This window comes from Streptomyces sp. NPDC051315 (assembly GCF_044455165.1).
Taxonomy (GTDB): Bacteria; Actinomycetota; Actinomycetes; order Streptomycetales; family Streptomycetaceae; genus Streptomyces.
Window position 1 is genome coordinate 565,502 of record NZ_JBITEN010000002.1, and the last position, 13,771, is coordinate 579,272.

The window sequence follows — 13,771 nt, forward strand, 5'->3', positions numbered from 1 at the left end:
AGGGACCATCACGTGATGAGCGACAATCAGCTGCGGGTCGTCTGGGTGTACCCGGACCTGCTCAGCACCTACGGCGACCAGGGCAACGTCCTGGTCGTGGAGCGCCGGGCGCGCCAGCGCGGCCTCGACGTGGCGCGTCTGGACGTGCGCAGCGACCAGCCGATCCCGACCTCCGGCGACATCTACCTGATCGGCGGTGGCGAGGACCGTCCGCAGCGGCTCGCGGCCGAGCGGCTGCGCCGCGACGGACACCTGTACCAGGCGGTGCAGAACGGCGCGATCGTGTTCGCCGTGTGCGCCGGCTACCAGATCCTGGGCCACGAGTTCGTCAACGACCTCGGGCAGCGCCAGCCGGGCCTCGGCCTGCTCGACGTCACCACGACGCGCGGCCAGGGCGAGCGGTGCGTCGGCGACGTCCTCGCCGACATCGACCCCCGGCTGGGCCTGCCGCCGCTGACCGGCTTCGAGAACCACCAGGGCGTCACCCACCTCGGCCCGACCGCCCGCCCCTTCGCCCGGGTCCAGCTCGGCAAGGGCAACGGCACCGGCGACGGCACCGAGGGCGCGTACAACGACACCGTGTTCGGCACCTACATGCACGGCCCGGTGCTCGCCCGCAACCCGCTCATCGGGGACCTGCTGCTGAAGCTGGCGCTCGACGTGAACGCGCTCCCGCCGATCGACGACCGCTGGTACGAGGCGCTGCGCAACGAGCGCATCGCGGCGGCGCAGCAGCCTGCCTGACAGCGGGAGGTCCGGCTGCCCGCCCACCTGGACGTTCACCTGATTGTCGGGGCGCCGTCAGCAGCCCGTCTGACGGTGCGTCCGCACAGGTGAGCGGGCGCGTCCAGCAGGCGGACGTGTGCTTCGGCCCCGCCCCCTCGTGCCGCTAGGGTGGCGGGGAATCGAGCCGGACAACGTGGTCCGGACCCGGCCCACGTCAAGAAGGTTGTTTCGGGCTATGCGCATTGGTGTCCTCACGTCCGGCGGCGACTGCCCCGGCCTGAACGCCGTCATCCGGTCCGTCGTGCACCGTGCCGTCGCCGACCACGGCGACGAGGTCATCGGCTTCCGGGACGGCTGGAAGGGCCTCCTGGAGTGCGACTACCTCAAGCTCGACCTCGACGCGGTGGGCGGCATCCTCGCCCGCGGCGGCACGATCCTCGGTTCCTCCCGCGTCCAGCCCTCGCACCTGCGGGACGGTGTGGAACGGGCCCGCGGTCACGTCGCGGAGCTCGGCCTCGACGCCATCATCCCGATCGGCGGTGAGGGCACCCTCAAGGCCGCCCGCCTGATGTCGGACAGCGGCCTGCCGATCGTGGGCGTGCCGAAGACCATCGACAACGACATCGCCGTCACCGACGTCACCTTCGGCTTCGACACGGCCGTGGGCGTGGCGACGGACGCTCTCGACCGGCTGAAGACCACCGCCGAGTCCCACCAGCGGGTGCTGGTCGTCGAGGTCATGGGACGCCACACCGGCTGGATAGCGCTGCACTCCGGCATGGCGGCCGGCGCCCACGCCATCGTCGTACCGGAACGGCCCTTCGACATCGAGGAGCTGGCCCGGCGGGTGGGCGAGCGGTTCGAGGCGGGGAAGCGGTTCGCGATCGTCGTGGCGGCGGAGGGCGCCAAGCCGGCGCCCGGCAGCATGGCCTTCGACGAGGGCGGCAAGGACATCTACGGGCACGAGCGGTTCGCCGGCATCGCCCGGCAGCTGTCGATCGAGCTGGAGTCCCGGCTCGGCAAGGAGGCCCGCCCGGTGATCCTCGGGCATGTGCAGCGAGGTGGTACGCCGACCGCGTACGACCGGGTGCTCGCCACCCGCTTCGGATGGCACGCCGTTGAGGCGGTGCACCGGGGTGAGTTCGGGATGATGACGGCCCTGCGGGGGACGGACATCGTGATGGTGTCGCTGGCCGAGGCCGTGGAGACGCTGAAGACCGTTCCGGCGGAGCGGTACGCGGAAGCGGAGACCGTGCTGTAGCCGCCCCGGCGACTGCGGCTGCCCCCGGTGACAGGAGTCGCCGGGGGCAGTCCTACTCTTGGGGCGGCAGGAAACGCACATCCCCCCACGAATCAGGAGCCGACGGTAATGGATCACGGCGGGCACGGCATGACCATGGATCTGCCGCCGTTCACGCTGGGGCGGGGGCTTCAGTGGTCGGCGGACCCGTTCTTCCTCATCGCCTGTCTGGTCGGGCTGGGCCTGTACGCGTGGGGCGTCGTACGGCTGCGGCGGCGCGGGGACGCGTGGCCGGTGGCGCGGACCGTCTCCTACGTGGCCGGTGTGCTGACCGTGGCGCTGGTGATGTGCACCAGGCTGAACGACTACGGCATGGTCATGTTCAGCGTGCACATGGTGCAGCACATGGTGATCAGCATGCTGACGCCGATCCTGGTCCTGCTCGGCGCCCCGGTCACGCTGGCGCTGCGCGCGCTGCCGACGGCGGGGAGGGGACGCAAGGGGCCGCGCGAGCTGCTGCTGATGCTGCTGCACAGCCGGTACATGCGGGTCATCACGCACCCCGCGTTCACGATCCCGCTGTTCATCGCGAGCCTGTACGCGCTGTACTTCACCCCGCTCTTCGACTTCCTGATGGGCTCCAGGACGGGGCACACCGCGATGATGGTGCACTTCCTCGCCGTCGGTGTCGTGTTCTTCTGGCCGATCATCGGCGTGGACCCCGGGCCGCACCGGCCGGGGTACCTGATGCGGATGCTGGAACTGTTCGCGGGCATGCCCTTCCACGCGTTCTTCGGCATCGCGCTGATGATGGCGTCGACACCGATGGTCGAGTCGTTCAGGAATCCGCCCGCCTCCCTCGGCATCGACGCGCTCTCCGACCAGAACGCGGCCGGCGGCATCGCCTGGGCCTTCAGTGAGATCCCGTCGGTGCTGGTGCTGATCGCTCTGCTGTTCCAGTGGTACGGCTCCGAGCAGCGGCAGGCCAAGCGCGCGGACCGGGCCGCCGACCGGGACGGTGACAAGGAGCTCGAGGCGTACAACGCCTATCTGGCCTCACTGAACGCCCGCCGGGGCTGAGAGGCGCGACGGCCGGACGGCGAGGTCGCGGACTCCCGCTCGCCGGGGTCACCGAGGCCCCTGCTCGCCGGGCCGTGAAGGCCCTGCTCGGCGAGGTCGTGGCGCCGCGGGCCGCGGGGCCGGGCGCGCGGACCCGGTCCACCGGGCCCCCCCGGCTGGTGTCGGGCTCCGGGCCGTACGACGAGCCGGTGATCGGTTTCACCCGATCGGGGGAACGGCGGGCGTGCTGGTCGCGGCGCGCACGGAGTCGGACCCGGCGTGCGCGCGGGCGGTCCCGGCTGCGACCCGTCGGTGTACGGATCCGGCCCGTGGACCGGCGGCGGAGCCGGGACGTCCGGAACGCGTTCCGTCGTCCACACCTGCGCGGACACGGATCGGGGGCACCATGGAGGGGGACGCACCCTGAGGAGGGTGTGCCGGAGGAGGGTGTCGCGATGCCCGGTTCCACGGACGGTTCCACGAAGACGATGGGGGTGCTCACCCTCGGCGGGCTCGTGGTGGTGACGGCCTACACGGTGGCGCTCGGCAGCAACGGCTGGCTGTGGTTCGGCTGGGTCGTGCTCGGGCTGATCACCCTCACCCTGGTCGTGATGCGCACGACCTGACACACGGCGGGGGTTGGAGCTCCGGACAAAAGGGGAGCCCGGCTCGCGACGCCCGGCACGCACGCTCGCCGCGTTGCCGGAAGGTCCTGGTAGCTCGGCTACCAGGACCTTCCGGCGTCTTGCGATCGCACGCACCGGACGCCGCGAGCTGATCGGGCTCCCCTTTTGTCCGGAGCTCTTACTCGGGCCTCAGCCGCGCCGCGGAGTGCACCCCCGGCTGGTACTTGGGCAGCCGGGCGGTGATCTTCATGCCCGCCCCGAGGGCGGTCTCGATGACCAGCCCGTAGTCGTCGCCGTACACCTGGCGGAGCCGGTCGTCGACGTTGGACAGGCCGATGCCGCCGGACGGGCTGACCTCGCCCGCCAGGATGCGGCGGAGCAGGACCGGATCCATGCCGGCGCCGTCGTCCTCGATGACGACGAGGGCCTCGGCGCCGGTGTCCTGGGCGGTGATCCGGATGTGGCACTTGTCGGCCTTGCCCTCCAGGCCGTGCTTGACGGCGTTCTCCACCAGGGGCTGGAGGCAGAGGAAGGGCAGGGCGACCGGGAGGACCTCGGGGGCGATCTGCAGGGTGACGGAGAGGCGGTCGCCGAAGCGGGCGCGGACCAGCGCCAGGTAGTGGTCGATGGCGTGGAGCTCGTCGGCGAGGGTGGTGAAGTCGCCGTGCCGGCGGAACGAGTAGCGGGTGAAGTCGGCGAACTCCAGGAGCAGTTCGCGGGCGCGTTCGGGATCGGTGCGGACGAACGACGCGATCACCGCGAGCGAGTTGAAGATGAAGTGCGGGGAGATCTGGGCGCGCAGGGCCTTGATCTCGGCTTCGATGAGGCGGGTGCGGGACTGGTCGAGGTCGGCCAGTTCCAGTTGGACGCTCACCCAGCGGGCCACCTCGCCCGCGGCGCGGACGAGGACGGCGGACTCGCGGGGCGCGCAGACGACGAGGGCGCCGTGCACGCGGTCGTCGACGGTGAGCGGGGCGACGACGGCCCAGCGCACGGGGCAGTCGGGGGCGGCGCAGGTCAGCGGGAAGGCCTCGCCCCGGCCGGTGTCCAGCGGGCCGGCCAGGCGGGCCATGATCTCGGTGCGGTGGTGGGCGCCCACCCCGTCCCAGACCAGGACCTGCCCCCGGTCCGTCAGGCACAGGGCGTCCGTGCCGAGGAGGGTGCGCAGGCGGCGGGCGGACTTGCGGGCCGTCTCCTCCGTCAGACCGGCCCGCAGCGGGGGTGCCGCGAGGGAGGCGGTGTGCAGGGTCTGGAAGGTGGCGTGCTCGACGGGGGTGCCGAGGCCGCCGAGGTTCTCGGGGCGTGCGGTGCGCCGGCCGAGCCAGAAGCCGACGGCGAGGAAGGGGAGGATCGCGATGCACAGGCCCGCCAGGAAGCCGCTCATGCCTTCACCTCCCTCAGCTCCTCCGCGCGCAGTTCCTCCGGCAGGTGGAAGCGGGCCAGGATCGCCGCCGTCCCGGCCGGCACCCGGCCCGGGGTGGCCAGGGACACCAGGATCATGGTGAGGAAGCCCAGCGGTACCGACCACACGGCGGGCCAGGCGAGCAGGGCGTGCGGGGTGCCCGTCACCGGCAGGCCCGCCATGGTCGCGGCGACCGCGGCGAACGCGCAGCCGCCGCCCACGAGCATCCCGGCGGCCGCGCCGGGCGGGGTCAGCCGCCGCCACCAGATGCCGAGGACGAGCAGCGGGCAGAAGGAGGACGCGGAGACGGCGAAGGCGAGTCCGACCGCGTCGGCCACCGGCAGCCCGCCCACCAGCACGCTCGCCGCGAGCGGTACGGCCATCGCGAGGCCGGTGCCGAGCCGGAAGTGGCGCACCCCGCGCGCGGGCAGGACGTCCTGGGTGAGCACGCCCGCCACGGCCATGGTCAGCCCGGAGGCGGTGGACAGGAACGCGGCGAAGGCACCGCCGGCGACCAGCGCGCCGAGCAGGTCGCCGCCGAGACCGCCGATCACCCGGTCGGGCAGGAGCAGGACGGCGGCGTCGGCGTCGCCGGTGAGGGCGAGCTCGGGTGCGTACAGGCGGCCGAGGGCGCCGTAGAGGGGCGGCAGGAGGTAGAAGCCGCCGATGAGGGCGAGGACGGCGACGGTGGTGCGGCGGGCGGCGACGCCGTGCGGGCTGGTGTAGAAGCGGACGACGACGTGCGGCAGGCCCATGGTGCCGAGGAAGGTCGCGAGGATCAGCCCGTACGTGGCGTACAGGGGGCGTTCGTCCCGGCCGGAGGCGAGGGAGGTGGACATGCCGCCGGTGCTGCCGGGGTCGGCGGTGGGGACGGCGGTGCCCCGCGCGAAGGCGAGGCGGGTGCCCTCCTCGATGCGGTGGGTGCCGGCCGCCAGGCGGAGTTCCGCGTCGTGGTGCGGGCGGCCGTCGACCGTGCCGGTCACGGTCACGGTCAGGGGCCCATCCAGTCGGAGGTCGAGGGTGGCGTCGACGCGGACGGAGCGCTGTTCGCGGAAGGCGGGCGGTTCCCGGAAGGCGTGCCGGGGGGCGCCGTCGTCCTGCCAGGCGAGGACGAGGAAGAGGGCGGGGACCAGGAGCGCGGTGAGTTTGAGCCAGTACTGGAAGGCCTGCACGAAGGTGATGCTGCGCATGCCGCCCGCGGCGACGGTCGCGGTGACGACGACGGCGACGATCAGCCCGCCGAGGGTGTCGGGCGCGCCGGTGAGGACGGTCAGGGTCAGCCCCGCGCCCTGGAGCTGGGGCAGCAGGTAGAGCCAGCCGACGCCGACGACGAAGGCGCCCGCGAGCCGTCGTACCGCCTGGGAGGCGAGGCGGGCCTCGGCGAAGTCGGGGAGGGTGTAGGCGCCGGAGCGGCGCAGCGGGGCGGCGACGAACAGCAGCAGCACCAGGTATCCGGCGGTGTAGCCGACCGGGTACCAGAGCATGTCCGGGCCCTGGACGAGGACCAGGCCGGCGATGCCGAGGAAGGAGGCGGCGGAGAGGTACTCGCCGCTGATGGCGGCCGCGTTGAGGCGGGGGCCGACGGTGCGGGAGGCGACGTAGAAGTCGGAGGTGGTGCGGGAGATGCGCAGGCCGAAGGCGCCGACGAGCACGGTCGCCACGACGACGAGGGCGACGGCGGGGACGGCGAAGGTGGAGTTCATCGGTCTTCGGGCTTCATAGGTCGTCGGGCTTCATCGGTCGTCGGCTCCGTCGCTCCCTGGCCTTCTTCGGTCCTCGGCGTTCATCGGTCCTCGACCAGACGTACGAGGTCGCGTTCGTTGCGTTCGGCGCGGCGGACGTACCAGCGGGCGAGCAGGACGAGCGGGACGTAGAGGCCGAAGCCGAGGACCGCCCATTCCAGGGGGCGGGCGTCGGGCATCGCCGCGAACAGCAGGGGCAGGGGGCCGATGAGGAGGGCCAGGACGGCGACCACGGTGAGGGCGGCGCGCAGCTGGGTGCGCATGAGGGAGCGGACGTAGGTGTGGCCGAGGGTGGTCTGCTCGTCGATCTCGGCGCGCGGGCGGTAGTAGCCCGAGGCAAGGGGGTACCGCCCGCGCGAGCGAAGCCGGGGGTGGGTGCGGCGGGGCGGGCCGGTGACGACGACGCGGCGCTCGGCGGGGTCCTGGTGCGGCACCGTCACGGCCTCCTCATCAGCAGGTCCCGCAGTTCGCGGGCGTGGCGGCGGCTGACCTGGAGTTCCTCGCCACCGACCAGGACGCTGACCGTGCCCGCGTCGAGGCGGAGTTCTCCTATGTGGCGCAGGGCGACCAGGTGGCGGCGGTGGATGCGGACGAAGCCGCGGGCGCGCCAGCGCTCCTCCAGGGTGGAGAGCGGGATCCGTACGAGGTGGCTGCCGCGGTCGGTGTGCAGGCGGGCGTAGTCGCCCTGGGCCTCGACGTGGGTGATGTCGTCGACGGCGACGAACCGGGTCACCCCGCCGAGCTCGACGGGTATCTGGTCGGGATCGGGCTCGTGGACCGGGATGCGGGGTGCCGTGCCGCGCAGCTCGGCGGCCCGGCGCACGGCCTCCGCGAGGCGTTCCTTGCGGACGGGTTTGAGGACGTAGTCGACGGCCTTGAGGTCGAAGGCCTGGACGGCGAAGTCCTCGTGGGCGGTGACGAAGACGACCAGGGGCGGCCGGGCGAAGCCGGTGAGCAGCCGGGCCAGGTCGAGTCCGTCGAGGCCGGGCATCTGGATGTCGAGGAAGACGACGTCGATGGCCTCCGGGCCCTCGGGGCCGGACTCCAGGGCGCGGTTGATCCGGCGCAGCGCCTCGGTCGCGTCACCGGCGCCCTCCACGCTCCCGATCCGGGGATCCGCGGTGAGCAGGTACAGCAGCTCCTCCAGCGAGGGGCGTTCGTCGTCGACGGCGAGGGCGCGCAGCATGAACGTGGAGTGTAGGGGCGATCCGGGCGGCTGGACATGTGCGGATGTGCAGGTACCCCGGGAGCGAAGGGGCAGGCGCCCGCTGGAGCCGATGCGCGGACAGCCGCCGGAGGCGATGTGCGGGGACCCGCTGGATACAGTGCCGCCATGCACAGCACGCCGCCGCCGTTCGACGAACTCGACCGGAAGATCCTCACCGCGCTGATGGCGAACGCCCGGACCAGCTTCGCCGAGATCGGCTCGTCGATCGGGTTGTCCGCGACGGCGGTCAAGCGGCGGGTGGACCGGCTGCGGGACAGCGGGGTGATCACCGGGTTCACGGCCACGGTGAAACCGGCGGCGCTGGGCTGGCGCACGGAGGCGTACGTGGAGGTGTACTGCGAGGGCGCGGCGCCGCCGCGGCGGCTCGCGGAGGTGGTGCGCAACCATCCGGAGATCACCGCGGCGATGACGGTGACGGGCGGTGCGGACGCGTTGCTGCACGTGCGGGCGCGGGACGTGGAGCACTTCGAGGAGGTGCTGGAACGGATCCGGGTCGAGCCGTTCATCCGGAAGACGATCAGCGTGATGGTGCTCTCGCACCTGCTGCCGGAGAGCCCGGAGGCGGGGGCCACCCATGCGGCTCCCGAGGGCGCAGCAGACGTGCGCTGAGCGACGAAACTACGCAGCGATCCTGCGCGGACACGCAGCGATGGTTCCTTGTCGAGCGTCCCTGTCGCTTTCTACCGTGATGTCACCCCCTGTCGACACCGCAGGAAAAGCGGAGGAACCCCTCTGTGTCCGTCAGCCGTGTGCCGCGCTCCCGGCGCTTCCTGGTCTGTGAACCCAGACACTTCGCCGTTCAGTACGCGATCAATCCCTGGATGCATCCCGACACCCCCGTCGACGTCGACCTCGCGCAGGAGCAGTGGCAGTCGCTGATCCGCGCCTACCGCGCCCACGGCCACACCGTCGACGCCGTGGAGCCGGCCCCCGGCCTCCCCGACATGGTCTTCGCCGCCAACTCGGCGGTCGTCGTGGACGGCCGCGTCTTCGGCTCCCTCTTCCACGCGCCGCAGCGGCGCCCCGAGTCCGTGCACTACGACACCTGGTTCAAGGCGGCGGGCTACGACGTCCACCGGCCCGAGTCCGTCTGTGAGGGCGAGGGCGACCTGGTGTGGACCGGCCGGTACGTGCTGGCCGGCAGCGGGTTCCGTACGACCCGGGAGGCGCACCGCGAGGTGCAGGAGTTCTTCGGCCACCCGGTGATCAGCCTGACGCTGGTGGACCCGCACTTCTACCACCTGGACACGGCGTTGTTCGTCCTGGACGACGAGAACGTCGCGTACTACCCCGAGGCGTTCTCGCCGGGCAGCCGGGAGGTGCTGGCGCGTCTGTACCCGGACGCGGTCCTGGCGACCCGGGAGGACGCGCTGGCGTTCGGGCTCAACTCCGTCTCCGACGGCCGTCACGTCTTCATCGCCCCCCGGGCGGAGGCGCTCGCCGCACGCCTGGCCGACCGCGGCTATGTCCCCGTCCCCGTCGACCTGTCCGAGTTCCAGAAGGCCGGCGGGGGCATCAAGTGCTGCACCCAGGAGATCCGTTCATGACCGCACCCGCTCGTACGCGTACCTCCGCCGACCTGATCCGGGCCGAGGAGCCCGTCCTCGCGCACAACTACCATCCGCTGCCCGTGGTCGTCGCGAGCGCCGAGGGCGCCTGGGTGGAGGACGTCGAGGGGCGCCGCTACCTCGACATGCTGGCCGGCTACTCGGCCCTGAACTTCGGCCACCGGCATCCCGCGCTGGTCGAGGCCGCCCACCGCCAGCTGGACCGCCTGACCCTCACCTCCCGCGCCTTCCACAACGACCGGCTCGCCGAGTTCGCCGAGCGGCTCGCGGAGCTGACCGGCCTGGACATGGTGCTGCCGATGAACACGGGCGCGGAGGCGGTCGAGAGCGGCATCAAGGTGGCCCGCAAGTGGGCGTACGAGGTGAAGGGCGTCCCGGCCGACCGGGCGACGATCGTGGTGGCGGCGGACAACTTCCACGGCCGTACGACGACGATCGTGAGCTTCTCGACGGACGAGACGGCGCGGCAGGGCTTCGGCCCGTTCACGCCGGGCTTCCGGATCGTGCCGTACAACGACCTGGCGGCCCTGGAGGCGGCGGTCGACGAGACGACGGCCGCGGTACTGATCGAGCCGATCCAGGGCGAGGCGGGCGTCGTCATCCCCGACGACGGCTATCTGGCGGGCGTGCGTGAACTGACCCGCCGCCGGGGCTGCCTCTTCGTCGCGGACGAGATCCAGTCGGGCCTGGGCCGCACGGGCCGCACGCTGGCCGTGGAGCACGAGGGGGTCGTGCCCGACGTGCTGCTGCTGGGCAAGGCGCTCGGCGGCGGCATCGTGCCGGTGTCGGCGGTCGTCGCCCGGCGGGAGGTGCTGTCGGTTCTGCGGCCGGGTGAGCACGGGTCGACGTTCGGCGGGAACCCGCTGGCGGCGGCGGTCGGCACGGCGGTGGTGGAGCTGCTGGAGACGGGAGAGTTCCAGCGGCGGGCGGCCGAGCTGGGCGTCGTCCTGCGGGACGGTCTGACGGGGCTGGTCGGCAAGGGTGTCGTCGGCTTCCGCTCGCGCGGGCTGTGGGCGGGGGTCGACGTGGACCCGTCGGTCGGCACCGGGCGGGAGATCGGGGAGCGGCTGCTGGCCGAGGGGGTGCTGGTGAAGGACACCCACGGCTCGACGATCCGGCTGGCCCCGCCACTGACCATCACCGAGGAAGAGCTGGTGTCGGCGCTGGGCGCCCTGGAGAAGGTGCTGGGGAACGAGGGCTGAGGACCGGGGGCCGAGGGCGGACGGGGCTGAGCGCCGGGGACCGAGGTCGGGCAGCCGGCGGGGGCTGAGAGGGGGCGGCTCGGGCGCCGGGCACGGGGGTTGGACGTGGTCCGCGGTTCTGAGCCGGCCGGGGCGCCGCGGTTTTGGGGCACGGCGGGGGAGGGCGGTCCGCGGTTCCAGGGCCGGCCGGCCGGTGCCGGGGGTGCCGGGTGGTCGCCGCGGCCCGCCGTCCCCGGCCCGGGTGGTCACCACAGCCGGCCGTCCTGGGCCCGGCCGGCTCCCCGCCCCGGCCGGTTCCTCGTCCCGCCGCCGTCCCCTCCCCGCCCGCGGCGTCGCCCCGGCGCGGCAGCGGACGCCGATGGGTCGTTCTCGTCGGTTCGGCTCGGGGCCCGGCCGGCGCCGCGCCCGGCCCGCCTGTCCCCGGAGGGTGCCGCATCGCACACATCGGGGCTGCGGCAGGGTGAAGATGGAGGCAAGTGGTGGTAGACCACTCTCAGCGACAGAGAGGTCGACCGTGGGCAGACAGGACGAGGACGGCGTTGCCCGCCGGCGGTTCGACGTGGCGGATGCCGCGCCCCTGCTGCTCGACGCGCGGGGTGTGGTGACGGGCTGGACCAGGGACGCCGAGCGGCTGCTCGGGTATCCGGCCGCGGAGGCGGTCGGGAAGGACCTGGCCGGGCTGCTGGCCCACGGCGACAGCGGGCGGGTGCCGGGCGTGCTCGAGCGGTGCCGCCGGGACGGCGGGTGGGCGGGGCTGTTGTCGGCCCGCCGCAGGGACGGGCAGCCGGTTCCGGTCATGGCCCGGATCACCTCGGCGGACGAGCCCGGCGGCCCGGCACGCTGGCTGGTGCTGCTCAACGACAGGGGTGACGCCCCCGGCTGGAGCATGAGCCGCACCGTGCTGGAGCAGATGGTGGGCGACTCGCCGATCGGCATCGCCATCGTGGACACGGACCTGCGCTTCGTGTGGTCGAACACGGCCCTGAGCCGGTTCGGCGGCGGTCCGCCCGAGGACCGGCTGGGCCTGCGGTTCGCGGACGTGCAGCCGGGCCTGGACGCGGACGCGGTGGAGGCCCAGATGCGGCACGTGCTGGAGAGCGGCGAGACCGTCGTCGGCTACGAGCACGTCGGGCGGGTCCGGGCCGCGCCGCACCAGGAGACGGCGCACATGCTGTCGTTCACCCGTCTCGACGACGAACACGGCCGCCCGATGGGCGTCTACTACACCGTCATGGACATCACCGACCGTCATCGTGCCCGGCAGCGCCTCGCCCTGCTGGACCGGGCCGGCCGGCGCATCGGTCGCAGCCTGGACATCGCGCGAACCGCTCAGGAACTCGCCGACGTGGCGGTGTCCGGCTTCGCCGACGCCGTCGCCGTGGACCTGCTGGAGGCGGTGCTGCGGGGCGCGGAGCCCGCCGTGGCGCACGGCGAGGGCGGGGCCGTGGCGCTGCGGCGGGTCGGCCGGCGGCCGGCGGGGGGTCCCGAAGCCGCGGCCGACGCCGACCCGCCCGTGGTCACCTTCCCGGCCGGCTCGCCCCCCGTCGGCTGTCTGGCCACCGGACGGGCCTGGCGCGTGGAGCGACTCGGACCGGACGCCGGGGAATGGCGGCCGGCCCTGCCCACCCTCGGCGAGGAGCACGTCGGGCCGCCCAGCGTGCTGGTCGTGCCGGTCCGGGCGCGGGGCACCACCCTGGGCGTCACGACGTTCGTGCGCCGCCCGGCCCAGGAGCCCTTCGGTGAGGACGACGTCGCGCTGGCCGAGGACCTGGTCTCGCGGGCGGCCGTCTGCGTGGACAACGCCCGCCGCTACACCCGCGAGCGGGACGCGGCGCTGGTGCTCCAGCGCAGTCTGCTCCCCCACCGGCTGCCCGAGCAGGACGCCGTCGAGGTGGCCGCCTGCTACCGGCCGGCCGACGCGCTGACCGGCCTGGGCGGCGACTGGTACGACCTGATCCCCCTGTCGGGCGGCCGGGTGGCGCTGGTCGTGGGCGAGGTGCCGGGGCACGGCATCGACGCCGCCGCGGCCATGGGACGGCTGCGGACCGCCGTCCGTACGCTCGCCGCCCTGGACCTCCCGCCGGAGGAGGTCCTCGCCCACCTCGACGACCTGGTCGCCCGTACGGCCCGCGAGGAGGGCGCCGGTCCCGAGGTGGTGGTGGACGGCACGGACACCGTGGCGGACGGCACGGAGGCCGTGGGATCCGGGTGCCTGTACGTCGTGTACGACCCCGTCGACGGGCGGTGCGCGATGGCCGCCGCCGGGCACCCGGCCCCGGCGATCGTCCTGCCCGACGGCACGGTCAGCTTCGTCGACCTGCCGCAGGGGTCGCCCCTGGGCGCGGGCGGGCCGCCGTTCGAGTCGACCGAGCTGCGGCTGCCGCCGGACACCACCATCGCGCTGCACACGGACGGTCTGCTGGCCCACGGTGAGGAGTGGGCGCTCGACACCGACCGGGAGCGGCTGCGCCGGGCCCTGGAGCGGCAGGCGCCCTCGCTCGAACTGCGCTGCCGGACGGTGATCGACACCCTCGTGCCGGACCGTCCGCACGACGACGTGGCCCTGCTGATGGCGCGCACCCGCCGGCTCTCCCCCGACCGGGTGGCGCAGTGGGAGCTGCCCGCCGACCCGGCCGCGGTCGCCGAGGCCCGCAAGGCCGCGAGCCGCCGACTGGCCGACTGGGGCCTCACGGAGCTGTCGTTCACCACCGAGCTGGTGGTGAGCGAACTCGTCACCAACGCCATCCGCTACGCCACCGGCCCCGTCCGGCTGCGCCTGATCCGCGAGCGCGCCCTCGTCTGCGAGGTCCACGACGGCGGCGCCACCGCCCCCCACCTGCGCCATCCGCGCACCACGGACGAGGGCGGGCGGGGGCTGCTGCTCGTCTCGCAGGTCACCCGGCGGTGGGGCACCCGCTTCGTCCCCGACGGGAAGATCATCTGGGCCGAGCAGTCGCTGTCCGGTCCCGAGGTGTGAC

General features: G+C 73.5%; 12 protein-coding genes. 8 read left to right on the forward strand and 4 right to left on the reverse strand.

The window, feature by feature from the left end; translation table 11 throughout:
• Positions 1-15 precede the first annotated feature (15 nt).
• The 4 genes from ACIBBD_RS05550 (at position 16) to ACIBBD_RS05565 (ending at position 3,651) form a co-directional block, all read left to right on the forward strand.
• Complete coding sequence (locus tag ACIBBD_RS05550) at positions 16-744, forward strand: type 1 glutamine amidotransferase (RefSeq protein ID WP_399417980.1); 729 nt, start codon at positions 16-18, stop codon at positions 742-744.
• A 217-nt stretch (positions 745-961) separates the two neighbouring features.
• Positions 962-1,987, forward strand: coding sequence for a 6-phosphofructokinase (locus ACIBBD_RS05555; RefSeq protein ID WP_399417981.1), 1,026 nt, complete (start codon positions 962-964; stop codon positions 1,985-1,987).
• A gap of 108 nt (positions 1,988-2,095) precedes the next feature.
• The gene (locus ACIBBD_RS05560) at positions 2,096-3,046 is read left to right on the forward strand and encodes a cytochrome c oxidase assembly protein (RefSeq protein ID WP_399417982.1); all 951 of its coding nucleotides are present in this window, start codon (positions 2,096-2,098) and stop codon (positions 3,044-3,046) included.
• 434 nt (positions 3,047-3,480) lie between these two features.
• Positions 3,481-3,651 carry a hypothetical protein gene (locus tag ACIBBD_RS05565; RefSeq protein WP_399417983.1) on the forward strand — a complete coding sequence of 57 codons (171 nt, stop codon included), beginning with the start codon at positions 3,481-3,483 and terminating at the stop codon, positions 3,649-3,651.
• Positions 3,652-3,829: 178 nt separating this feature from the next.
• On the opposite strand, the gene ACIBBD_RS05570 is transcribed toward ACIBBD_RS05565, so the two are convergent.
• The 4 genes from ACIBBD_RS05570 to ACIBBD_RS05585 form a co-directional block, all read right to left on the reverse strand.
• A complete protein-coding gene (locus ACIBBD_RS05570) occupies positions 3,830-5,035 on the reverse strand; it encodes a sensor histidine kinase (RefSeq protein ID WP_399417984.1) in 1,206 nt (401 codons plus the stop codon).
• Positions 5,032-6,756: a cation acetate symporter gene (locus ACIBBD_RS05575; RefSeq protein WP_399417985.1), complete on the reverse strand. Its 1,725-nt coding sequence runs from the start codon at positions 6,754-6,756 to the stop codon at positions 5,032-5,034. Before ACIBBD_RS05575 ends, ACIBBD_RS05570 begins: the two co-directional genes overlap by 4 nt.
• An 80-nt stretch (positions 6,757-6,836) precedes the next feature.
• The gene (locus ACIBBD_RS05580; RefSeq protein ID WP_399417986.1) at positions 6,837-7,235 is read right to left on the reverse strand and encodes a hypothetical protein; all 399 of its coding nucleotides are present in this window, start codon (positions 7,233-7,235) and stop codon (positions 6,837-6,839) included.
• Entirely contained in the window at positions 7,232-7,981 is a 750-nt protein-coding gene (locus ACIBBD_RS05585; protein WP_392003126.1) for a LytR/AlgR family response regulator transcription factor, read from the reverse strand. The genes ACIBBD_RS05580 and ACIBBD_RS05585 overlap by 4 nt, the downstream gene beginning before the upstream one ends.
• A 147-nt stretch (positions 7,982-8,128) precedes the next feature.
• Here ACIBBD_RS05585 and ACIBBD_RS05590 point away from each other — a divergent pair, with 147 nt between their 5' ends.
• From ACIBBD_RS05590 to ACIBBD_RS05605, 4 genes are all read left to right on the forward strand, one after another.
• Positions 8,129-8,632: an Lrp/AsnC family transcriptional regulator gene (locus ACIBBD_RS05590; protein WP_399417987.1), complete on the forward strand. Its 504-nt coding sequence runs from the start codon at positions 8,129-8,131 to the stop codon at positions 8,630-8,632.
• Positions 8,633-8,757: 125 nt separating this feature from the next.
• The gene (gene ddaH, locus ACIBBD_RS05595; RefSeq protein WP_399417988.1) at positions 8,758-9,570 is read left to right on the forward strand and encodes a dimethylargininase; all 813 of its coding nucleotides are present in this window, start codon (positions 8,758-8,760) and stop codon (positions 9,568-9,570) included.
• Positions 9,567-10,793 (forward strand): ornithine--oxo-acid transaminase, encoded by a 1,227-nt coding sequence (gene rocD / locus ACIBBD_RS05600; RefSeq protein ID WP_399417989.1) that lies wholly within the window; start codon positions 9,567-9,569, stop codon positions 10,791-10,793. The genes ddaH and rocD overlap by 4 nt, the downstream gene beginning before the upstream one ends.
• A gap of 514 nt (positions 10,794-11,307) precedes the next feature.
• Positions 11,308-13,770 carry a SpoIIE family protein phosphatase gene (locus tag ACIBBD_RS05605; RefSeq protein ID WP_399417990.1) on the forward strand — a complete coding sequence of 821 codons (2,463 nt, stop codon included), beginning with the start codon at positions 11,308-11,310 and terminating at the stop codon, positions 13,768-13,770.
• Position 13,771 lies beyond the last annotated feature (1 nt).

Coding starts and splice junctions, on each gene's coding strand:
- ACIBBD_RS05550 (WP_399417980.1), top strand. CDS start 16: ATGAGCGACAATCAGCTGCGGGTCGTCTGGGTGTACCCGGACCTGCTC.
- ACIBBD_RS05555 (WP_399417981.1), top strand. CDS start 962: ATGCGCATTGGTGTCCTCACGTCCGGCGGCGACTGCCCCGGCCTGAAC.
- ACIBBD_RS05560 (WP_399417982.1), top strand. CDS start 2,096: ATGGATCACGGCGGGCACGGCATGACCATGGATCTGCCGCCGTTCACG.
- ACIBBD_RS05565 (WP_399417983.1), top strand. CDS start 3,481: ATGCCCGGTTCCACGGACGGTTCCACGAAGACGATGGGGGTGCTCACC.
- ACIBBD_RS05570 (WP_399417984.1), bottom strand. CDS start 5,035: ATGAGCGGCTTCCTGGCGGGCCTGTGCATCGCGATCCTCCCCTTCCTC.
- ACIBBD_RS05575 (WP_399417985.1), bottom strand. CDS start 6,756: ATGAACTCCACCTTCGCCGTCCCCGCCGTCGCCCTCGTCGTCGTGGCG.
- ACIBBD_RS05585 (WP_392003126.1), bottom strand. CDS start 7,981: ATGCTGCGCGCCCTCGCCGTCGACGACGAACGCCCCTCGCTGGAGGAG.
- ACIBBD_RS05590 (WP_399417987.1), top strand. CDS start 8,129: ATGCACAGCACGCCGCCGCCGTTCGACGAACTCGACCGGAAGATCCTC.
- rocD (WP_399417989.1), top strand. CDS start 9,567: ATGACCGCACCCGCTCGTACGCGTACCTCCGCCGACCTGATCCGGGCC.